This window comes from Methylocystis borbori (assembly GCF_036576025.1).
Classification (GTDB): Bacteria; Pseudomonadota; Alphaproteobacteria; order Rhizobiales; family Beijerinckiaceae; genus Methylocystis; species Methylocystis borbori.
This window is the reverse complement of record NZ_JAZHYN010000014.1, coordinates 1-20,215: the sequence shown is the minus strand read 5'-3', so window position 1 is coordinate 20,215 and position 20,215 is coordinate 1. Positions and strand designations below refer to the sequence as shown.

The following is a 20,215-nucleotide window of genomic DNA, read 5'->3' as shown; positions in this document are numbered from 1 at the left end:
GTCGGCTCCTCAAACGCGGATACTGAAAGGCGAAATACTGATGGCGAAGAAAAGCGCGATCGAAAACAACAAGCGGAAGGTGAAGCTCGTCAAGACTTATGCCGGCCGCCGCGCCCGGCTCAAGGCCGTCGCGAAGGACAAGTCGCTCAGCGCCGAGGAGCAATTCGAGGCGCGCCTCAAGCTCGCGGAGCTGCCGCGCAACTCCGCGCCGGCGCGCATCCGCAACCGCTGCGAAGTGTCCGGCCGTCCGCGCGCTTTCTATCGCAAGCTGAAAATGTCCCGCATCGCGCTGCGCGAACTGGGTTCGCGCGGGCTCGTCCCGGGTCTTGTGAAGTCGAGCTGGTAAGGAGAGCGGCAAATGGCGATCAATGATCCATTGGGCGATCTCCTCACCCGCATCCGCAATGCGCAGATGCGCCGCAAGGAGAAGGTGGCTTCGCCGGGCTCGAAGCTGCGCGCTCATGTGCTCGACGTGCTGAAGGAAGAAGGCTATATCCGCGGCTATTCGTCCACGGATTTCGGCAATGGCCGCACCGAATTCGAGATCGAGCTGAAATATTTCGACGGCGAGCCGGTCATCAAGCAGATCGAGCGCGTGTCGCGTCCCGGGCGGCGCGTCTATGCGGCGGTCGGCGCGGTGCCGCGGGTGGCCAACGGCCTCGGCGTCACCATCGTGTCGACGCCCAAGGGCGTGATGGCCGATCACGCGGCGCGCGAGAACAATGTCGGCGGCGAGGTGCTCTGCAAGGTCTTCTGACCGAGCGGATCAAACAGGATTTGCAACAATGTCTCGTATCGGCAAAAAGCCTGTCGTCGTTCCCGCCGGCGTGACCGCCAAGGTGGACGGCCAGCTCGTCCAGGTGAAGGGCGCGAAAGGCGAACTCCAGTTCCTCGCCCCGGACGACGTTTCGGTGACGCAGCAGGACAATGCGATCAAGATCGATCCGCGCAATGAAACCAAGCGCGCCCGCGCGCTCTGGGGCACGGCGCGCGCGCAGATCAACAATATCGTCGTCGGCGTCTCGACGGGCTTCGAGAAGAAGCTCGAAATCACCGGCGTCGGCTATCGCGCGGCGGTGCAGGGCAAGACGCTGCAACTCGCGCTCGGCTATTCGCATGACGTGAACTATCCGATCCCGGCGGGCATCGCGATCGTGACGCCCAAGCCGACGGAGATCACCATCACCGGCGTCGACAAGCGTCAGGTCGGCCAGGTCGCCGCCGAAATCCGCGCGCTGCGCGGCCCCGAGCCCTATAAGGGCAAGGGCGTGAAATACGCGAATGAGTTCATCTTCCGCAAGGAAGGCAAGAAGAAGTAAAGAACGATAAGGATCGCCGTTATGGCCAGGGACACGAAGATCGAAGAGCGTCGCAAAGCGCGCGTGCGCAAGGCGATCCGCGAGCGCGCTTATGGACGGCTGCGCCTGTCGGTGTTTCGCTCCTCGAAGCAGATCTATGCGCAGATCATCGACGACGAGAAGGGCGCGACCCTCGTCGCCGCTTCTTCGCTCGAGAAGGCGAATCGCGAGGCCTTGAAGACGGGCGCCGATACCGAGGCGGCCAAGGTCGTCGGCAAGCTGCTCGCTGAGCGCGCCGTCGCCAAGGGCGTGAAGCAAGTGGTGTTCGACCGCGGCGCCTATATGTATCACGGGCGCGTCAAGGCGCTCGCCGACGGCGCCCGCGAGGGCGGACTGGAATTTTAACCAAGCGGCGCGCGGCCTTCGGCCCGCGCGCCTATAGCGCGAATGCGCGTCGGCGCTCATGCGCCGGGCGCCGATCCGAAGGATCGGCAATGAACGAAGCGAGCGGCGGTTTTCGCCGCGTAAGTGACGGAAGAGAAAATGGCGCGTGAAGGTGAAGGCGGTCGCGGCCGCGATCGGGATCGGGAAGACAGCGAATTTGTGGATCGCCTGGTCCACATCAATCGCGTCGCCAAGGTTGTGAAGGGCGGCCGTCGCTTTGGCTTCGCTGCGCTCGTCGTCGTCGGCGACCAGAAGGGCCGCGTCGGCTACGGCCATGGCAAGGCGCGCGAAGTGCCGGAGGCGATCCGCAAGGCGACGGAGGCGGCGAAGCGCTCGCTGATCCGCGTGCCGCTGCGCGAAGGCCGCACGCTGCATCACGACGTTCACGGGCGCCATGGCGCGGGCCGCGTTATTTTGCGGGCGGCGCCGGCCGGCACCGGCATCATCGCCGGCGGTCCGATGCGCGCCGTCTTCGAGACGCTCGGCATGCATGACGTGGTGGCGAAGAGCCAGGGGTCCTCGAACCCCTATAATATGATCCGCGCGACATTCGACGCGCTCGGCCATGAGGATTCGCCGCGCTCGGTCGCGGCGCGCCGCTCGCTTAAAGTCTCGACGCTGCAGGCGCGTCGCCAGGGCGTCGACGCCGACGCCGTCGACGCGTAAGAAGGGGCGAGCCATGACGCAGAGCAAAGAAATCGTCGTCGAGCAAACCGGCAGCGCGATCGGCCGGCCCGAGCGCCAGAGGCGGACGCTTCTTGGCCTGGGCCTCACCCGTATCGGGCGTCGCCGCACGCTTCAGGACACGCCAGCCGTGCGCGGCATGATCGCCAAGGTCGCGCATCTCGTCAAAATCGTCGGCGAGAAGTGAGGGGTTGGCCATGGTGAAGCTCAACGAACTTTCCGACAATCCGGGCGCGAGCAAGGATCGCATGCGCGTCGGCCGCGGCATTGGCTCTGGCAAGGGCAAGACCGGCGGGCGCGGCGTCAAGGGCCAGAAGGCCCGCACCGGCGTCGCGATCAAGGGTTTCGAAGGCGGCCAGATGCCGTTGCATCGCCGCCTGCCCAAGCGCGGATTTTATAACCCCTTCTCCACCGACTATAATGAGGTCAATCTCGGCCGCATTCAGCAGGCGGTGGACGCGGGCAAGCTCGATGCGGCGGCGACGGTGACGCAAGACGCGCTGATTGCGGCCGGCGTCCTCTCCAAGCCGCGCGACGGCGTGAAAATCCTGGGTCAAGGCGAGTTGAAGGCGAAGCTCGCCTTCGAGGTCGCGGCGGCGTCGAAATCCGCGGTCGCGGCGATCGAAGGCGCGGGCGGCTCGGTCAAGCTGCTCGCTGGAGAGCAGGTTTCCGCCTGACGCGGCGCTAGAGCAAGTTCCGAAAAAGTTGACAGACTTTTTCGATCAGAACTTGCTCCAGCTTATTAAATTTGGCGCGATTTCTTGTCGATCGGACGATTTCGTCCGATCGGAAAGCGCGCTAAGACATTTCCCTTCCCCCGAGCGGGGGAGGGCCAGAATAAAAAAGCCCGGGGTTGAACCCCGGGAAGACGTCGGCAGGCGGAAGGCCGTCGGGAGGAGCGGGCGCTTTGGGAAATACCCGGCCCCGCACATGCCGCGTCCCCCTTGGAAAGGGGGGATGGGGCGCGCAATCGAAGGAGTTCCTTCATGGCATCGGCAGCCGAGCAGCTCGCGGCCAACGTCAATCTCTCCGCCTTCGGCAAGTCGGAGGAACTGAAAAAACGCATCCTATTCACGCTGGGCGCGCTGATCGTCTATCGCCTCGGCACCTATGTGCCGCTGCCGGGCATCGACCCCGAAGCGTTCGCGAAAAGCTTCTTCGGCCAGTCGAAAGGCATGCTGGAGCTCTTCAACATGTTCGCGGGCGGCGCGGTGCAGCGCCGCGCGATCTTCGCGCTCAACATCATGCCGTATATTTCGGCCTCGATCATCATCCAGCTTCTGACCTCGGTCATACCGACGCTCGAATCGCTGAAGAAAGAAGGCGAATCCGGCCGTAAGGTCCTGAACCAATACACGCGCTATCTCACCGTGGCGCTTGCGACCTTCCAGGCCTACGCCATGGCCATCGGGCTCGAAGGCCAGCAGGGCGTCGTCACCGATCCGGGAATCTTCTTCCGCGTGACGACCGTCGTGACGCTGGTCGGCGGCACCATGTTCCTGATGTGGCTCGGCGAGCAAATCACCTCGCGCGGCATCGGCAACGGCTCCTCGCTCATCATCTTCGCGGGCATCGTCGCCGCCTTTCCTTCCGCGATCGTCTCCACGCTCGAGCTCGGGCGCCAGGGCGCGATCTCGACGGGCCTCATCATCGGCGTCATCGTCATGTCGCTGGCGGTCGTCGCCTTCATCGTCTTCATGGAGCGCGCGCAGCGGCGCCTCCTCATTACCTATCCCAAGCGGCAGCACGGCAATCGCGTCTATGAGGGCCAGACTTCCTTCCTGCCGCTGAAACTCAACACGTCGGGCGTCATTCCGCCGATCTTCGCCTCCTCGCTCCTGCTGCTGCCGACGACGGTCGCGAATTTCTACCAGTCGACGGGCAGCGACAGCATTTTCGCGACGGTCTCCGCCTATTTCGGCCATGGCCGCCCGCTCTACATGCTGGCCTATGTCGGGCTCATCGTCTTCTTCGCCTTCTTTTATACGGCGATCGTGTTCAATCCGGTCGAGACCGCCGACAATTTGAAAAAACATGGCGGCTTCCTGCCGGGCATACGCCCCGGCGAGCGCACGGCGAAATTCATCGACGACGTATTGATGCGCGTCACCGTGCTCGGCGCCGCCTATCTCGCGATCATCTGCCTCATCCCGGAAGGGCTGATCGCCTACGCCAATCTGCCCTTCTATTTCGGCGGCACCTCGCTGCTCATCGTCGTCAGCGTGACCATGGACACGGTGGCGCAAATCCACGGGCATATGCAGGCCCAGCAATATGAGGGCTTGATCCGCAAGGCGAAGCTGCGCGGCGGAAAGCGCGCCCGATGAGGCTCGTTCTGCTCGGGCCGCCCGGCGCCGGCAAGGGCACGCAGGCGGCGCGTCTCGTCGCTAAGCACGGGGTGCCGCAGCTTTCGACGGGCGACATGCTGCGCGCGGCGGTGGCGGCGAAGACGCCGATCGGCCTAAAGGCCAAGGCGCTGATGGACGCCGGCGCCCTCGTGCCCGACGACGTCGTGATCGGCATCATCGGCGAGCGGATCGAAAATCCCGACTGCGCCAGGGGCTTCATCCTCGACGGCTTTCCGCGCACCGTCGCCCAGGCCGAGGCGCTGCGGGGGCTGCTCGCGCGCAAGGGCCTCGCGCTCGACGCCGTGCTCGACCTCATCGTTGACGAAGACGCGCTCGTGAACCGCATGCGCAAGCGCGTCGACGAGACCCGCGCCGCCGGCGGGACGGTCCGCGCCGACGACAATCCCGAAAGCTTCAAGACGCGGCTCGAAGCCTATCGCGTCCAGACCGCGCCGGTGTCGGCGCATTACGCGGGGCGGGGCGAACTGACCAAGATCGACGGCATGGCGCCGGTCGACGAGGTGACGGCGGCCATCGATCAGGCCTTGAGCGAGGCGGGACCGCAGGCGATCCGGGCAAGCTCCTGAACGCGCGTCAATCCATTGAATTGGCCTGTTCTTACCGCCGCGTGAGCGCTTGCGGGACGGGCGACGCGCCGCTTATTTTTCGTGAAAGCCGCTTGACCCCAAGGGCTTTCGCGTCTATTTAAGCAGTCTTCACGTTGTCGACAGGCGGCTCCGCCTCCCTTTTGGGGGACGGAGCTTGTTTTCGTCTGAAAGCAACCATCCGCATGAGCCGGGCTCCACCGGACGCGGATGTCGCAAGGAGCGCGTTCGCTCCCTCAAATGGAGAGGCACAGTGGCCCGTATCGCAGGCGTCAATATACCGACCAATAAGCGCGTCGTCATCGCGCTCCAATACATCCACGGCATCGGCGCCAAAAAGGCCGCCGAGATTTGCGAGAAGGTGAGCATTCCTTCCGAGCGCCGGGTGTCGCAGCTCACCGATGCGGAAGTGCTGCAAATTCGCGAGACCATCGACCGCGACTATATGGTGGAGGGCGATCTGCGCCGCGAGGTCGCGATCAACATCAAGCGCCTGATGGACCTTGGCTGCTATCGCGGCCTACGCCATCGCCGGCAATTGCCGGTGCGCGGCCAGCGCACTCACACCAACGCCCGCACCCGCAAGGGCAAAGCGAAGCCGATCGCCGGCAAGAAGAAGTAATTCCGGCAGTCGTAAGTCGGCAGTCGACATTCGGTTTTTTCCGACTGCCGAAGCCCGACTGCCGACTGCCCTATCAGGTGGAGCCGCTGGAATTACGGCGGCGTCGATATCGAAAGGCAAACTGAACTATGGCCAAGGACACTACCCGCATTCGCCGCCGGGAGAGAAAAAACATCGTCTCGGGCGTCGCGCATGTGAATTCGACGTTCAACAACACCATGATCACCATCACCGACGCGCAGGGCAACACCGTTTCCTGGTCGTCCGCGGGCTCGATGGGCTTCAAGGGTTCGCGCAAATCGACGCCCTACGCCGCGCAAATGGCCGCCGAGGACGCGGCGCGCAAGGCGGGCGAACATGGCGTGCGCACGCTCGAAGTCGAAGTCTCGGGGCCGGGATCGGGCCGCGAATCGGCGCTGCGCGCCTTGCAGGCGGCGGGCTTCACCGTCACGTCGATCCGCGACGTGACGCCCATTCCGCATAATGGCTGCCGGCCGCGCAAGCGGCGCCGCGTCTAGAACGCGGCTACGGATTTCAGATTGTCCGATTTCATATCGCGCGGCCTGGGGCCAAGGCCCCGGCGCCGCATTCAGGAGCTTCAAGGAAAGGCCTCCACGTGAGCATCCAGAAGAACTGGCAGGAACTCATCAAGCCGAACAAGCTCGAGGTCGCCGCCGGAGACGATCCCAAGCGCATCGCGACGGCGGTGGCCGAGCCGCTCGAACGCGGCTTCGGCGTGACGCTCGGCAACGCCCTGCGCCGCGTTCTGCTCTCGTCGCTGCAGGGCGCCGCGATCACCTCGATTCACATCGACGGCGTGCTGCATGAATTCTCGTCGATCCCCGGCGTGCGTGAGGACGTGACCGACATCGTCCTCAACATCAAGGACATCGCCATCAAATATCAGGGCGAGGGCGTCAAGCGCCTGACGCTTAAGAAGACGGGGCCGGGCGTCGTCACGGCGGGCGACATTCAGGCGACGGGCGACGTGCAGATCTTGAACCCCGATCTCGTCATCTGCACCCTCGACGAGGGCGCCGAAATCCGCATCGAATTCACCATCTCGACGGGCAAGGGCTACGCCCCGGCCGACCGCAATCGCGCCGAGGACGCGCCGATCGGCCTCATTCCGATCGACAGTCTCTATTCGCCGGTGAAGAAGGTCAGCTATCGCGTCGAAAACACCCGCGAGGGCCAGGTCCTCGACTATGACAAGCTGACGCTGACGCTCGAAACCAACGGCGCGATCACCCCCGAGGACGCGCTCGCCTTTTCGGCGCGCATCCTCCAGGATCAGCTCAACGTCTTCGTGAATTTCGAGGAGCCGCGCCGCGAAGAGGCCGCGCCGTCGATCCCGCAGCTCGCCTTCAATCCGGCGCTCCTCAAGAAGGTCGACGAGCTGGAGCTGTCCGTGCGCTCGGCGAACTGCCTGAAGAACGACAACATCGTCTATATCGGCGACCTCATCCAGAAGTCGGAAGCGGAAATGCTGCGCACGCCGAACTTCGGGCGCAAGTCCTTGAACGAGATCAAGGAGGTGCTGGCGCAAATGGGCCTGCACCTCGGCATGGAAGTGCCCGGCTGGCCGCCGGAGAACATCGACGACCTCGCAAAGAGGTTCGAGGAGCATTATTGACGGCAGTCGGGCGTCGGCAGTCGGCGGTGGGTTTTCCGACTGCCGATCTGCCGACTGCCTATTGCCGCATAATCGACGGCCGTTCCTTGGCACGGCGGCCGCATAATCAACGGAGAGCCGCATGTATCACGGTCATAAGAAGCGCCGCTTCGGGCGCACGCATGAGCATCGCAAGGCGATGTTCGCCAATATGGCGCAGGCGCTGATCAAGCATGAGCAGATCGTCACGACGCTGCCCAAGGCAAAGGATCTTCGCCCCGTCATCGAGAAGCTGGTGACGCTCGGCAAGCGCGGCGATCTCCATGCGCGCCGCCAGGCGATCGCGCAGATCAAGGATGTGAAGCTCGTCGGCAAGCTCTTCGACGTGCTCGGCCCGCGCTATAAGGAGCGCAATGGCGGCTACACCCGCGTGCTAAAGGCGGGTTTCCGCTATGGCGACAACGCGCCGCTTGCGGTGATCGAATTCGTCGACCGCGACGTCGACGCCAAGGGCCAGGATTCTGGTCCCGTCATGGGCGAGGAAGAAGTGGCGTAACGGCGGCGGAGGATAATTCGGTTTGGCCGGAATTCTTTAGTGAAGGGCGCTCCTTAGCGGCGCCCTTCACATGAAATTCGCTTAATTTTCCATAAGCTTTTCAAATTCGTCGAAACTAGACCTAGCCTCGAGGGCTGTTTTGAGGTCTTCAGCCGTTTCAATATTTTTTTCCCATTTATGAAGCCACCACCACTGGCCGAATTCTAAAATTGCGATCTTCTTCTTGAGTTTTTCCTTTTTGCCTATATCGAAGAAGGCTTCTTGTGCGGTTTGTTCGCACTTCAAATTGCAATTGTACATACAATCGAATGGGTTTCCTGATTTTTTTTCGCCGCCTGTCTCGCTACTAAGTTTTTTGGAAGGGTCCGGCATACTGAACCAACCTGGCTTGCCTAAACTTTCCATCGCGCCATGCGACGTGTATTTGAGGATATCCAAAATCCTCGGTTCAACAGAATCTTCTTTTTGAGATTTATATTTCTGTTTTCGTGTGTCGTCGGAATCCGAGTGTTGAACTGCTTCGCAGAACATATCCCAGTGATTTAACAGCCGACCGGCACGGGATAGCGGATCGGGAGGATAAATTCCAATTTTCTCGTCGAATCTTCCTTCTCGTATCGCGGCGTCGTCCAATCGACTAATCAAATTTGTCGAAAGGACAAATGCCACCGACCGTTTTTTTGCTGATTTGCGCAGGTCTTTGAGTTTCGGCAGCATTCCCGGCGTGAGGAACGTGAATACGCTGCGTTCGTTCGACTCTGGATCGCGATCCCACAACACGGGATCAAATTCGTCGAAAAGAATAACGACGCGCGTAAGGAACCGCAATGCTTCGAATACGGCTCTTGCCCGGCGTTCAACGGCCTCCTCGCCGCCGACGATGATGTCGCTTGGAGTCACTTCGACGAGTGGAACATCGCATGTTTGCGCCAAAGCCTCGACAAGAGTAGTCTTGCCCGTTCCCGGAGGACCGTGCAGCGCGACGGAGCATGGCAAATCCACCTCTGGCCCTAACGATATGCGCTGGATATGCGCTCGCATTTTTTGTAGAGTTACCGCAATTGAGTCTTCGCGGCCGAAATGATCTGGCCATTGTTTTTCAAATTTCGGAGGAGAGATGGGTTTTGTGTTTTTTTTCTCAGAAACAAGGCCGTAGTCTGGGTAAAATAGTGAATTGAGATTTAGTCTTGAATCTAAGTCTATTCCAGGCTTCTTGACGCTAAAGAATTTAAGAATCGTATCATTTATTTTCTCGTCCAACATTCGGTTGATCGCGGCAAGGGCGTTTACCGCGACAATCGTGGTTTGCGGGTCGAAATGCGGCGTTGCTTCGTGAAAGGGATGATGCCAGCCCGCGTGAATAGGATCATCTATCTCGACAGGTAGATCGTTAACGTCTCTAGCTGAGGTTAAGTCACGGGCGCGATTGTCTTCGAAAAATCTAAGCATTCGTCGAGTGAGATCAACTACGACTTCGTCTGAAGGAATGCCAATCGTAAGCCGCAATAGTCCAGCAAACGCCTCAATTGCTTCCATCGGGAAAGGGGTGCCCAGTGATTCCCGGCGCGTGCGTTCTGGTCGGGGAATTGGAAACTCTCCTGTATCCGAAACGCTGCTGTAAACGAAAGACACAGCTTCCTTTATCTTCTTGTCGTGCCCGCGTCGCTTATCCAAACTGAGCAAAGCGGAGGCGCTAGTCACGATTCGAGCCGGTTCTCTTGCCCGACCATAAACCAGTGCCGATACAAGTTCGTGATCTAAAACATTTTCCAAATAATTTGCTGCTGGAAGAAGCATGCCGCGCATATTCTTGGCCGCCCTCTCCAGCCCTTCTTCAATTGATTGAAAAACGTTTTGGTGATGAGCAAAATTCTCCTCCGTGTCATCGGTTGCGGTGGTGTTAGTAAATGAGGATTGGATGGTCTTGGTAATATCTAAGCCACTTGAAATAGCTAGTAGAGCTCTTTCGTGACCAAATAATGTGCGTGAATCAATAGGTTTATTACGTTTCTCCTTCCGCCAATACCGTGTTATTTCATTTATGACTTCTTTGAAGCTATCGCTGATAGTATCGGCTGTGCTTTTTAATTCGCGGATTATCTCTTTTGTAAGCACCGCATTTTCGAGGTCCGAAGGGGACAACGATCGAACTGGAAAGACCAACTTGCTTGCGCATCGCTTTAGCGTGATGAAGCACTCGACATTAACGCGGGAAAGCTCAATTTTTGTCCAGTCTTGCACATGCTCATGTGACGGACTTTTTAGTCTTCTTATTTGGTCATCCCGTTCGCGCAGACAGGCAATATAATGTCTTGACGCTTCTTGATGTTCGATAAAACGGAGAATGGCTCGAACACATTGTGCGGTGATACGAGGCGACTCTTCGAGTTGATCTTCCGGCGATTCGCGAATCCCGCCAATACTCCAACGAGGGGCGTCAGCTGTATACATTTCGCGCGCGATATAGTAGTAACATAATAAAGCTGCTTTCGAGTAGCTCATTCCGGGGGTAGCGACACAGGCTTGCAAGCCGCATGCTGCAAATAGAACCGGACTGTCGTGCTTGCTGATTTCCTCCAATTTTAGAGCGGAAAAAATGCCGGCCTTGTCGCGGCAATTTTTGCTTAAATCTTCATAATTCCCGGCACTATGCCGAGAAAAACAATCGATAAGTCCATAGTATAATACCTTCTCAAACTTCTCGCGGTCTGTCCTGTTGTACAGCCATTCAAGCACCCTTATGCCGTAATCTCGTAGATCGGCGCTTTTTCGCCGCTGCTCATCCAATTCACGAAGAATATCGATCTGATCTTCGAGGTCGCGCTTGCGACGTTCGGCCGAGTTCGTTCCCGTGGCTCCAGGAATAAAATTTTGATCTGATGCAACCATGTAAACGCTCCCCAAAAATGACTTTTCGCTTCGGCATGTTTAATTGGTAATATAAATCCTTCGAGCAATGCCGCACCTAACAACCTTCATCTTATGGTTCGTTCGTATGAGGTCAAGACTGAAACCGGCAAGAATTGGTCCCGCGTCAAGGAAACGTCGGAAGACCTCGAAAACTCTTCGTCGCCGTAGCGCCGCTATTTCGCGTTTATATATCTCTTTTGATTCTCTGGCGGAGCGAACGATGCGATGGTTCATTGGTGCTTCTCGGTTGGTCGCGCTTGCGGCGGCGCTCGGCGTTACGGCAACGCTCATCGGACGTTGTGCAGAACCGGGGCCGGCGCTGGCGCAGCCGGCGCCGCAAGAAAAATCCCCCGGGCGCGTCGAGAGCTTCACGCCGCCGGCGCCGGAGCGCGTGGTCCCGACAAGCCGGGCAGAAATCGCCTATTCCTTCGCGCCCATCGTCAAGAAGGCGCAGCCGGCGGTCGTCAATGTCTTCGCTTCGCGCGTCGAGCGCATGCCGGCCAATCCGTTGCTCGACGATCCGATCTTTCGCCGCTTTTTCGGCGAGGGCGGGGGCATGCCCGGCCGCAATATGGCGCAGTCGCTCGGCTCGGGCGTGATCGTCGATCAAGGCGGGCTTGTCGTGACCAACAACCACGTCATCGAAGGCATGACCGACGTGAAAGTGGCGCTGGCGGACAAACGCGAAATCCCGGCGAAAATTCTGCTGCGCGATCCGCGCACCGATCTCGCCGTATTGAAGCTGACCGAAGGCTCCAACTTTCCGACGATGGAGCTTGGCGATTCCGACGCGCTCGAAGTCGGCGATCTGACGCTCGCCATCGGCAATCCGTTCGGCGTCGGCCAGACGGTGACGCAGGGGATTATCTCGGCGCTGGCGCGCACCCATGTCGGCATCACCGACTATGGTTTCTTCATCCAGACCGACGCCGCGATCAATCCCGGCAATTCCGGCGGGCCGCTCGTCGATATGAACGGCCGCGTCGTCGGCATCAATTCGGCGATCTTCTCCAAATCCGGCGGATCGGTCGGCATCGGCTTCGCGATTCCCGTGAATATGGTGAAAAGCGTGATCGCAGCCGCCAAGGGCGGCGGCAAGCTCGTGAAGCGTCCCTGGATGGGCGCATCGCTACAGGGTCTCTCTCAGGAAATCGCCGACGGCCTCGGGCTCGATCGCCCGACCGGCGCGCTGCTCGCCGACGTGGATCCCAAGGGCCCGACGGCGGAGGCGGGACTGAAGCGCGGCGACGTCATTATCTCGGTCGACGGCCAGCCGGCGGACGATCCCGAAGCCGTGGGCTATCGCCTCGGCACCAAGCCGCTCGGCGGACAGGCGACGCTCGGCGTTCTGCGCGGCGGCAAGAAGATTGCCGCGCAAATTCGCCTCGCGCCGGCGCCGGAGACGCCGCCGCGCGATGAGGTGAAGCTGAAAGGCCGCTCGCCTTTCACAGGCGCGACCGTCGTCAATATTTCCCCTGCGGTGATCGAGGAAATGTCGGTGCAGGGCGCGACGAACGGCGTCGTCGTGGCGGAGATTGAGGACGGCTCCTATGCGCAGCAGCTCAATCTCCAGCGCGGCGACGTCGTGCTCGAGGTGAACGACCAGAAGGTCGATTCGACGCGGGAGCTCGAAAAAGTCACGGCGGGCCGCGCCTATTACTGGAAAATCACCTTGTCGCGCGGCGGCCAGGTATTCACCACCGTGATCGGCGGCTGACGCGGATCATGAGCGGCCTCGTCCTTCTCGTCACGACGATCGACGGCGAGGACAAGGCGCGCGAACTCGCGCGCGCCGCGCTTTCGGCGAAGCTGGCCGCCTGCATTCAGATCAGCGCGGCGCAAAGTCTCTATGTCTGGAAAGACGAATTGCGCGAAGAGCCGGAATTCCTGCTGCAGATGAAGGCGCGCGCCGACGACTATGGCGCGCTCGCGACTCTCGTGCGACGCCTCCACAGCTATGAGACGCCGGAAATTCTGCGCATCGACATCGCGGAGGCCGACAGCGACTATCTTGCCTGGGCCTTGGCGGCGACGCGCCGGGAATCCGCATGAATCGCCTTTCAAATGTAGGCCCGCGACACTACCTTCCCCACAGCCCGCAACATGGACGCTCCCGATGTCAGTTCCGAATGATTATCTCATCGACCGCCGTCGGCTCCGCCGCAAGCTCGGCTGGTGGCGCCTCGCCGCGCTGCTCGCCTTTGGCGTCGCCGGACTTGTCGTCGCCGTTAGGCTCGGCGGCGCCGAATCGGCCGACAAGCTGACGCCGCATGTCGCGCGGCTGGAGCTCAAGGGCCTCATCACCGGCGACGACGATACGCTCGACCTTGTGAAAAAAATCGGCGATTCGAATCAGGCCAAGGCGCTGCTGCTCGAAATCGAGAGCCCCGGCGGCACCACCACGGGGGCCGAGCGGCTCTATGAGGAGCTACGGCGCGTCGCGGAGAAAAAGCCGGTGGTCGCGGTCGTTGGCACGGTGGCGGCGTCGGGCGCCTATATCGCCGCGCTCGCCGCCGACACGATCGTCGCGCGCGGCAATTCGCTCGTCGGCTCGATCGGCGTGCTGTTTCAATATCCCAATGTGTACAAGCTCCTCGACAAATGGGGCGTCGAGGTCGAAACCGTGAAATCCTCGCCGCTCAAAGCCGCGCCCAACGGCTTTGAGCCGACGAGCCCCGAGGCGCGCGCGGCGATTGCGAGCCTCGTCGCGGATTCCTACGTTTGGTTCAAGAATCTCGTTCGCGAGCGCCGCAATCTCGACGAAGAGGAGCTGGCGAAAGTGACGGACGGCCGCGTCTTCACCGCGCGTCAGGGCCAGCCGCTCAAGCTCGTCGATCTTATCGGCGGAAGGCGGGAAGCGATTGACTGGCTCGTCGCCAATAAGGGAGTCGCCAAGGATCTGCCGGTGCGCGAATGGAAGAAGAAAACCAATCTCGAACGGCTCGGCCTTGTCGAGGGCGCCGCGAGTCTCGCGCGCGTCGTCGGGCTTCAATCGCTCGCGGGCTTTTTGGAGCAATCCGTCCGACTGGAGCGGAGCAGCGGCCTTGACGGCCTATTGGCGATTTGGCAGGGTTCCACCGCCAACTGACGCCGGCTGCGCCGGCGCGTCTTCGACGCCAACATCTCAGGTCGGCTCATGATAAAATCTGAACTCATTCAACGTATCGCGCGCCGTAACGGCCACCTCTACCAGCGCGACGTGGAGACGATCGTCAGCACGATTCTTGACGAGATCACCGCGGCCCTGGCGCGCGGCGATCGCGTCGAACTGCGAGGATTCGGCGCCTTTTCGGTCAAGAAGCGCGACGCCCGCACGGGCCGCAATCCGCGCACCGGCGCGCAAGTCGCCGTGCAAGAAAAGAGCGTGCCGTTTTTCAAGACCGGCAAGGAGATGCGCGAGCGTCTCAACGAGAACTACCCCGGTTGAGGCGAAGAAAACGGCTGCGCCTTGGGGTCGGGGCGCGCGGCATGCGACGCTATCTGCCTTTGGACGATTCCGTCCAAATGCAGCATGATCTAGAGCGAGATCGTTTTTGGCGGAAGCGCGCGGCGCTTCGATCAGGAATGGAGGCTCGCTCTCATCTAAAGGGAAGGCCGCCGCAGCGGACGGCGGCCGGGTCTCGCTGCGCGGCGCCGATCAAGAGGGAGATGTCATGAAGTCGATTTTGCGCATCATCGTCTTCGTTCCGCTGGCGCTCGTCATTCTGTTTTTCGCCATGGCGAATCGCGAATCGGTGCGCATCTGGCTCGATCCTTTTGCGCCGAACGACGACTCCGGCCCCCATTTCGATGCGCCGATCTTCCTCGTCGTGCTCGCTTCGGCCGCGGTCGGGGTGCTCGCCGGCGGGGTTTCTTCCTGGATTGGACATTTGCCGGTGCGGCGCGCCGCGAAAGTGGCGCGGGCCGAGGCGCGCAAGACCAGGGTGGAGATCGAGCGGCTGCGCCAGCAGGCGCTCGCGAGCCTGCCCGGCGACAAGACGAAATAGGCGCGCGCGGCGCGCCATCCTTTTCTCAAATTGACGCATTTTCTACGCCGAACCGGAGCCCACTTCGGCTGAAAATGCTTTAATGAAAATCCCGCGACTTCGGCAGAACGCGGATATTGCGCGGATGGACGCGCGCGGATTGCGGATGCGCGAATTCATCCGCGCGCGACAGGGCGAGGTCCGGCCGGTGGCCGTCCGACAGGCTGTTGAGGTCGCCGCTGCGGTCGATGATCCGCAAGGCCATGAGATGCACGACGTTTTCCGGGCTTTTCTGCACCCGGCCTTCCGCGAGCATCAGCCGCGCCGCCATCGTTTCCCGGCGATAGCGCTCGAAGAGGCGCGCCCAGATGACGAGATTGAGAACGCCCGTTTCGTCTTCGAGCGTGACGAAAATGGCGTTGCCCTGACCGGGCCGCTGGCGCACCAGCACGACGCCCGCCGCGCGCGCCCATGCGCCATCGGCGAGCGCGTTCGTCTCCGCGCAGGTCTTGATGCGCTCGCGCGCGAAAATCGGCCGCAGCACCGCCATCGGATGCGCCTTCAGCGAAAGGCGCAGCGTCTGATAGTCGGCCGCGACATGTTCGCCAAGCGACATCGCCGGCAGGAGCGGGTCAGGCTCCGCGGCGAGTTCGCGCGCCTCGGCGGCGGCGAAGAGCGGCAGAGGCTTGGCGTCAGGCAGGCGGCGCACGTCCCATAAGGCCTGGCGGCGGTCGCTTTTCAACGAGCGAAAGGCGTCGGAGTCGGCGAGCGCGCGCAAGGTCGCCGTATTGAGCGCCGCGCGTCGCGCAAGCTCTTCGACGCTCTCATAGGGCGCGTCGCCGCGCGCCGCGGCGATGCGCCTGCCTGCGTCTTCATGCAGGCCGTCGGCCTGACGAAAGCCGAGGCGTAACGCGAGAGCGCCGTCTTCGGCGCGCTCCAGCCTATTGTCCCAATCGCTGAAATTCACATCGACGGCGCGCACGTCGACGCCATGGTCGCGCGCGTCGCGCACGATCTGCGCCGGCGCGTAAAAGCCCATGGGCTGCGAATTGAGCAAGGCGCAGGTGAAGATCGCCGGATGATGGCGTTTGATCCAGGAGGAAACATAAACGAGCTTGGCGAAGGAGGCCGCATGGCTTTCGGGAAAGCCGTAGGAGCCGAATCCCTTGATCTGGTTGAAACAGCTTTGGGCGAAGGCGCGGTCATAGCCGCGCGCCGCCATGCGCTCGACCATCATCGATTCGAAAAGATGGATCGTGCCGACATTGCGGAAGGTCGCCATGGCGCGGCGTAGACGATTGGCTTCGACCTCGGAGAATTCCGCGGCGACCATGGCGAGCTTCATCGCCTGTTCCTGAAAGAGCGGCACGCCCATGGTCTTTTCGAGCACCGCGCGTAATTCGTCCTTCGGCCCGTGCTCCGGCGCGGGCGAAGGGTAGGTCACCGGCTCGATTCCGGCGCGGCGGCGCAGATAGGGATGCACCATATCGCCCTGGATCGGGCCGGGCCGCACGATCGCGACCTGAATAACGAGATCGTAGAAGGCGCGCGGCTTGAGGCGCGGCAGCATGTTCATCTGCGCGCGGCTCTCGACCTGAAAGACGCCGAGGGAGTCGCCCTTGCAGAGCATCTCATAGGTCGGCGCATCCGCCTGCGGCACGTCGGCGAGGCCCAGGTCCACGCCTTCATGCGCGCGCAGCTCGTCGAAAGCCTTGCGGATGCAGGTGAGCATGCCAAGCGCGAGCACGTCGACCTTCATGAGGCCGAGCGCGTCGATGTCGTCCTTGTCCCATTCGATGAAGGTGCGCTCCGGCATGGCGGCGTTGGCGATGGGCGTCAGCTCGTCGAGCCGCCCGCGCGCCAGCACGAAGCCGCCGACATGCTGCGAAAGATGGCGCGGAAAGCCGAGCAGCCGCTTTGCGAAATCTATGGCGCGGCGAATGACGGGGTTTTCCGGATCGAGGCCCGCCTGACGGATATGGGCGTCGGGAATCTTCGAGCCGCCGCTGCCCCATTGCGTATGGGCGAGCGCGGCGGTCACGTCCTCGGTGAGGCCGAAGACCTTGCCGACTTCGCGAATGGCGCTGCGCGGCCGATAGCTGATGACGGTGGCGACGAGGCCGGCGCGCGCGCGGCCGTATTTTTCGTAAATATGCTGGATGATCTCCTCGCGCCGCTCATGTTCGAAATCGACGTCTATGTCGGGCGGCTCCTTGCGCTCCTGCGAGATGAATCTTGCGAAGAGAAGATCGTGCTCGGCCGGATCGACGCAGGTGACGCCGAGCGCATAGCAGACGGCGGAATTGGCGGCGGAGCCGCGCCCCTGGCAGAGAATCCCCTTATCCTGCGCGACGCGCACGATGTCGTGAATGGTGAGGAAATAGCGCGCGTAATCGAGTTTCTCGATGAGCGAGAGTTCGTCGCGCAGAAGCTTATCCACCTTTTCCGGGACGCCTTGCGGATAGCGCATCGCGGCGTGGCGCCAGGTCAATTCATCGAGCCATTCCTGCGCATTGCGTCCCGGCGGAATAGGTTCGTCGGGATATTCATATTGCAATTGACCGAGCGAGAAATCGACGCGAGCAAGAAAATTCTGCGTCTCCTCGATCGCCTCTGGCGCGTCAGTAAAGAGTCGCGCCATTTCGCCTGGCGCTTTCAAATGCCGTTCGGCGTTGACCTCCAATCTGCGTCCCGCGCGCGCGAGCGTCACGCCCTCGCGGATGCAGGTCACGACATCCTGCAGATCGCGCTGGCGCGGATCGGCGTAAAGCGCGTCATTCGTCGCGATGAGCGGCGTTCCCGCGCGCGCGGCGATCTCTTTCAGTTTCGCGAGACGCCGCCTGTCGTCGCCGCGCCGCGGCATGGCGGCGCCAAGCCAGACGTCTCCTTTTGCTATGTCGCGCAGACGTGCGAGCATTGAGGGTAATAGCGCAAGCTCGCGGGGCGGCATGACGATCAGCAGAAGATCGCCCGCCGCTTGCGCGAGATCGTCGAAGTAGAGATGACATTGGCCCTTTTTGGCGCGTAGATTTCCCGTCGTGAGCAGCCGCGTGAGACGCGCCCAGCCGTTTCGATTTTGCGGATGGACGATGACGTCGGGCATTGCGTCCGCGAAGACGAGACGCGCGCCGACGACGAGCTTGAAAGCGTCGACGCGCGCAATATCGAATTGCGCGCGTAGCGCGGCGTCAAAGTCCGCCGGCGGATCGCGCAGATTTTCGCGCAGCTCCTTCAGTGCGGCGTAGGCGCGCACGACGCCGGCGACACTGTTGCGGTCGGCGATTCCGATTCCGTTCTGGCCGAGCAGCAAGGCCGTCAGAACCATCTCTCCTGGATGCGACGCGCCGCGCAGAAAGGAGAAATTCGTCATGGCGACGAGTTCGGCGAAAGGCGCGCTCATGCGAAGAGCCCATGCAGAAACCAGCGCGGGTCCGCGGTCTCGCTTTCATAGAGGCCTTCGCGAAACACCCAGAAGCGACGCCCTTCGCGATCCTCGAGGCGGTAATAGTCGCGCGTCGGCCTTTGCGCGCCGGCGGCGTCGCGCCACCATTCCGGCGCGATGCGCTCCGGCCCTTCGGCGCGGGCGACGATGCGCCGCACGCGGCGCCATTTGAAAGAGGCCGGCGGCCCGTCGGGCGTCTGCGCCATAGTTTCGATGGGCTGCGGCGGTTCGAACAGGAACAGCGGCCGCAAGGGCGGTTCGCCTTCCTCCGGCTTCGGCCAGGAAGAAGAAGCGGCCGGCGCGGCGGCGGAAATATAAGAGGCCGCGCGACGGGGATCATGCGTGTCATGCGCCGTGAAGCGCAGCACGCGTTCGCGCCCGAAACGCGCCGCGAGACGATCGATGAGATCGGCGAATTCGCTCTCCTGCGCGTCCCGCCGCTCGAAGCCGAGCTGGCTTTGCGCCAAGACTTCAGCGCGCAAGACGCAAAAGCGGATCACGTCGAAGCCGAAGCCCGGATCGAGCGGATCGGCGAGCGCATCGGCCTTGAGGCGGAAGAGCCGCAACAGCGCCTCGACATCGCGCGAGGGCGCGCCGGTTTCGAAATGGAGCGCGCGGACGACGCCGTCCGTGCGAAAGAAGCGCGCTTCAAAAGCGCGTCCGCCTTGCCCGCGCTTTTCGAGAATGCCCATCGCTTCCCCGATCAGCGGCCGCAGCACCGCCTCTATCGCGGCGAGATCGAGAAAGGGCTCGGCGAAGCGCCGCTCGACCATGCAGTCGGGCAAGGCCCGCAAGGGCGTGACGCGCGCGTCCTCGCGCCCGAGAATGCGCGTGAGGCGGCGGATCGTCGGGGCGCCGAAACGCGCCGTCAACGCCGCCGGCGCGCGATCGGCGAGCGCGCCCAATGTCGTCAGGCCGGCGCGCGTGAGCGCCACGCTTATCTCCCGCTCGGCTTCCAGCGCGATGACGGAGAGCGGGCGCGTGAAAGCCTCGTCCGCGCCGGGAGGAACGACGGCCGCCTCGCCAAAGCGCGCCAGGGCGCGCGCGGCGTCGGGCGTTCCGGCCACGGCGGCGCGGCCCGTGAAAGCGAGCCGCGTCATGGTTTGCAAAACGCAGGCGCGCATCGGCGCCTCGCCGCCGAAAAGATGCGCGCAGCCGGTTACGTCCAGCATGAGGCCGCAAGGCGGATCGAGCGCGACGAGCGGCGTGAATTGCTCGCAAAAAGCGGCGAGCCTGAACATGAGAGCTTCGTCGGCCGCCGGATCGGCCTGTTCGACGGCGAGCGTGGGCGCGCGCGCCCTGGCGTCGGCGAGCGTCATGCCGGGCCTCAGGCCGAGCCCGAGCGCCTTTTTGTCGAGCGCGTCGATGCGCAGCGCGCTCCGCTCCTTCCTGACGAGAACGAGCGGCGCGTCATCCAAAGCCCCGGGCTGTTTCCCGCGCGCCTTCATGACGCGCTCCGCCGAGAGGAAAGGAAGCCACAGCGCCAGATAGCGGCGATGCGCTAAAAGTTCTGTCCTCGAAGACGCCACGGTCGCGACTCCACTCCACACGCCACGCATAGCCGGCCGCGCCGCCGCGCCGGCGCAGCAGAAAAATCGCAAAAGCCGCCGCCCCCGGCGCATTCGCCGCCAGCGCGCGGGACGGGAGCGCCCGGACAAGCCAGCGGCTCGCGGCGGCGCTCGGCGCGGGGACGGCCCCCGTCCGGACGATGAAGATCGGCGCGCCG

21 protein-coding genes are annotated in these 20,215 nt (G+C 62.3%); 18 read left to right on the top strand and 3 right to left on the bottom strand.

Annotated elements, in window-relative coordinates; translation table 11 throughout:
* Positions 1-40 precede the first annotated feature (40 nt).
* From rpsN to rplQ, 13 genes are all read left to right on the top strand, one after another.
* Positions 41-346 (top strand): 30S ribosomal protein S14, encoded by a 306-nt coding sequence (gene rpsN / locus V3H18_RS06580; RefSeq protein WP_332081184.1) that lies wholly within the window; start codon positions 41-43, stop codon positions 344-346.
* 12 nt (positions 347-358) lie between these two features.
* On the top strand, positions 359-757 hold the full coding sequence (gene rpsH, locus V3H18_RS06575; RefSeq protein WP_332081183.1) for a 30S ribosomal protein S8: 399 nt from the start codon (positions 359-361) through the stop codon (positions 755-757).
* Positions 758-785: 28 nt separating this feature from the next.
* The gene (gene rplF / locus V3H18_RS06570) at positions 786-1,319 is read left to right on the top strand and encodes a 50S ribosomal protein L6 (RefSeq protein ID WP_332081182.1); all 534 of its coding nucleotides are present in this window, start codon (positions 786-788) and stop codon (positions 1,317-1,319) included.
* Between the two features lie 21 nt (positions 1,320-1,340).
* Positions 1,341-1,703, top strand: coding sequence for a 50S ribosomal protein L18 (gene rplR, locus V3H18_RS06565; RefSeq protein ID WP_332081181.1), 363 nt, complete (start codon positions 1,341-1,343; stop codon positions 1,701-1,703).
* 138 nt (positions 1,704-1,841) lie between these two features.
* Positions 1,842-2,408 (top strand): 30S ribosomal protein S5, encoded by a 567-nt coding sequence (gene rpsE, locus V3H18_RS06560; RefSeq protein ID WP_332081180.1) that lies wholly within the window; start codon positions 1,842-1,844, stop codon positions 2,406-2,408.
* 13 nt (positions 2,409-2,421) lie between these two features.
* The gene (gene rpmD / locus V3H18_RS06555) at positions 2,422-2,613 is read left to right on the top strand and encodes a 50S ribosomal protein L30 (RefSeq protein WP_332081179.1); all 192 of its coding nucleotides are present in this window, start codon (positions 2,422-2,424) and stop codon (positions 2,611-2,613) included.
* 13 nt (positions 2,614-2,626) lie between these two features.
* Positions 2,627-3,103, top strand: coding sequence for a 50S ribosomal protein L15 (gene rplO / locus V3H18_RS06550; RefSeq protein WP_332081234.1), 477 nt, complete (start codon positions 2,627-2,629; stop codon positions 3,101-3,103).
* A 309-nt stretch (positions 3,104-3,412) separates the two neighbouring features.
* Positions 3,413-4,753, top strand: coding sequence for a preprotein translocase subunit SecY (gene secY / locus V3H18_RS06545; protein ID WP_332081178.1), 1,341 nt, complete (start codon positions 3,413-3,415; stop codon positions 4,751-4,753).
* Complete coding sequence (locus V3H18_RS06540) at positions 4,750-5,361, top strand: adenylate kinase (RefSeq protein WP_332081177.1); 612 nt, start codon at positions 4,750-4,752, stop codon at positions 5,359-5,361. Before secY ends, V3H18_RS06540 begins: the two co-directional genes overlap by 4 nt.
* A 271-nt stretch (positions 5,362-5,632) precedes the next feature.
* The gene (rpsM, locus tag V3H18_RS06535; protein WP_138166894.1) at positions 5,633-6,001 is read left to right on the top strand and encodes a 30S ribosomal protein S13; all 369 of its coding nucleotides are present in this window, start codon (positions 5,633-5,635) and stop codon (positions 5,999-6,001) included.
* A 128-nt stretch (positions 6,002-6,129) separates the two neighbouring features.
* Positions 6,130-6,519, top strand: coding sequence for a 30S ribosomal protein S11 (gene rpsK / locus V3H18_RS06530; RefSeq protein ID WP_332081176.1), 390 nt, complete (start codon positions 6,130-6,132; stop codon positions 6,517-6,519).
* A 98-nt stretch (positions 6,520-6,617) separates the two neighbouring features.
* Complete coding sequence (locus V3H18_RS06525) at positions 6,618-7,637, top strand: DNA-directed RNA polymerase subunit alpha (protein ID WP_332081174.1); 1,020 nt, start codon at positions 6,618-6,620, stop codon at positions 7,635-7,637.
* Between the two features lie 121 nt (positions 7,638-7,758).
* On the top strand, positions 7,759-8,172 hold the full coding sequence (rplQ, locus tag V3H18_RS06520) for a 50S ribosomal protein L17 (protein ID WP_332081173.1): 414 nt from the start codon (positions 7,759-7,761) through the stop codon (positions 8,170-8,172).
* Positions 8,173-8,253: 81 nt separating this feature from the next.
* Here the strand turns inward: rplQ and V3H18_RS06515 are convergent, their stop codons facing one another.
* Complete coding sequence (locus tag V3H18_RS06515; RefSeq protein WP_332081172.1) at positions 8,254-11,061, bottom strand: AAA family ATPase; 2,808 nt, start codon at positions 11,059-11,061, stop codon at positions 8,254-8,256.
* A gap of 241 nt (positions 11,062-11,302) precedes the next feature.
* Here V3H18_RS06515 and V3H18_RS06510 point away from each other — a divergent pair, with 241 nt between their 5' ends.
* The 5 genes from V3H18_RS06510 (at position 11,303) to V3H18_RS06490 (ending at position 15,068) form a co-directional block, all read left to right on the top strand.
* Complete coding sequence (locus V3H18_RS06510) at positions 11,303-12,799, top strand: DegQ family serine endoprotease (protein ID WP_332081171.1); 1,497 nt, start codon at positions 11,303-11,305, stop codon at positions 12,797-12,799.
* Positions 12,800-12,807: 8 nt separating this feature from the next.
* A complete protein-coding gene (gene cutA / locus V3H18_RS06505) occupies positions 12,808-13,134 on the top strand; it encodes a divalent-cation tolerance protein CutA (protein WP_332081170.1) in 327 nt (108 codons plus the stop codon).
* Positions 13,135-13,198: 64 nt separating this feature from the next.
* Positions 13,199-14,170 (top strand): signal peptide peptidase SppA, encoded by a 972-nt coding sequence (gene sppA, locus V3H18_RS06500; protein WP_332081169.1) that lies wholly within the window; start codon positions 13,199-13,201, stop codon positions 14,168-14,170.
* Positions 14,171-14,218: 48 nt separating this feature from the next.
* A complete protein-coding gene (ihfB, locus tag V3H18_RS06495) occupies positions 14,219-14,509 on the top strand; it encodes an integration host factor subunit beta (RefSeq protein ID WP_332081168.1) in 291 nt (96 codons plus the stop codon).
* A 226-nt stretch (positions 14,510-14,735) separates the two neighbouring features.
* Positions 14,736-15,068, top strand: a complete 333-nt coding sequence (locus V3H18_RS06490) for a DUF1049 domain-containing protein (RefSeq protein WP_332081167.1) — start codon at positions 14,736-14,738, stop codon at positions 15,066-15,068.
* Positions 15,069-15,147: 79 nt separating this feature from the next.
* Here the strand turns inward: V3H18_RS06490 and V3H18_RS06485 are convergent, their stop codons facing one another.
* Together V3H18_RS06485 and V3H18_RS06480 are read right to left on the bottom strand one after the other, a co-directional pair.
* Positions 15,148-18,447, bottom strand: a complete 3,300-nt coding sequence (locus V3H18_RS06485) for an error-prone DNA polymerase (RefSeq protein ID WP_332081166.1) — start codon at positions 18,445-18,447, stop codon at positions 15,148-15,150.
* Complete coding sequence (locus V3H18_RS06480) at positions 18,444-19,937, bottom strand: Y-family DNA polymerase (protein WP_332081165.1); 1,494 nt, start codon at positions 19,935-19,937, stop codon at positions 18,444-18,446. The genes V3H18_RS06485 and V3H18_RS06480 overlap by 4 nt, the downstream gene beginning before the upstream one ends.
* Positions 19,938-20,215 lie beyond the last annotated feature (278 nt).

Bases quoted from the DNA above. Each gene is read 5' to 3' on its own strand.
- rpsN (WP_332081184.1), top strand. From the start codon at position 41: ATGGCGAAGAAAAGCGCGATCGAAAACAACAAGCGGAAGGTGAAGCTC.
- rpsH (WP_332081183.1), top strand. From the start codon at position 359: ATGGCGATCAATGATCCATTGGGCGATCTCCTCACCCGCATCCGCAAT.
- rplF (WP_332081182.1), top strand. From the start codon at position 786: ATGTCTCGTATCGGCAAAAAGCCTGTCGTCGTTCCCGCCGGCGTGACC.
- rplR (WP_332081181.1), top strand. From the start codon at position 1,341: ATGGCCAGGGACACGAAGATCGAAGAGCGTCGCAAAGCGCGCGTGCGC.
- rpsE (WP_332081180.1), top strand. From the start codon at position 1,842: ATGGCGCGTGAAGGTGAAGGCGGTCGCGGCCGCGATCGGGATCGGGAA.
- rpmD (WP_332081179.1), top strand. From the start codon at position 2,422: ATGACGCAGAGCAAAGAAATCGTCGTCGAGCAAACCGGCAGCGCGATC.
- secY (WP_332081178.1), top strand. From the start codon at position 3,413: ATGGCATCGGCAGCCGAGCAGCTCGCGGCCAACGTCAATCTCTCCGCC.
- V3H18_RS06540 (WP_332081177.1), top strand. From the start codon at position 4,750: ATGAGGCTCGTTCTGCTCGGGCCGCCCGGCGCCGGCAAGGGCACGCAG.
- rpsK (WP_332081176.1), top strand. From the start codon at position 6,130: ATGGCCAAGGACACTACCCGCATTCGCCGCCGGGAGAGAAAAAACATC.
- rplQ (WP_332081173.1), top strand. From the start codon at position 7,759: ATGTATCACGGTCATAAGAAGCGCCGCTTCGGGCGCACGCATGAGCAT.
- V3H18_RS06515 (WP_332081172.1), bottom strand. From the start codon at position 11,061: ATGGTTGCATCAGATCAAAATTTTATTCCTGGAGCCACGGGAACGAAC.
- V3H18_RS06510 (WP_332081171.1), top strand. From the start codon at position 11,303: ATGCGATGGTTCATTGGTGCTTCTCGGTTGGTCGCGCTTGCGGCGGCG.
- cutA (WP_332081170.1), top strand. From the start codon at position 12,808: ATGAGCGGCCTCGTCCTTCTCGTCACGACGATCGACGGCGAGGACAAG.
- sppA (WP_332081169.1), top strand. From the start codon at position 13,199: ATGTCAGTTCCGAATGATTATCTCATCGACCGCCGTCGGCTCCGCCGC.
- ihfB (WP_332081168.1), top strand. From the start codon at position 14,219: ATGATAAAATCTGAACTCATTCAACGTATCGCGCGCCGTAACGGCCAC.
- V3H18_RS06490 (WP_332081167.1), top strand. From the start codon at position 14,736: ATGAAGTCGATTTTGCGCATCATCGTCTTCGTTCCGCTGGCGCTCGTC.
- V3H18_RS06485 (WP_332081166.1), bottom strand. From the start codon at position 18,447: ATGAGCGCGCCTTTCGCCGAACTCGTCGCCATGACGAATTTCTCCTTT.
- V3H18_RS06480 (WP_332081165.1), bottom strand. From the start codon at position 19,937: ATGAAGGCGCGCGGGAAACAGCCCGGGGCTTTGGATGACGCGCCGCTC.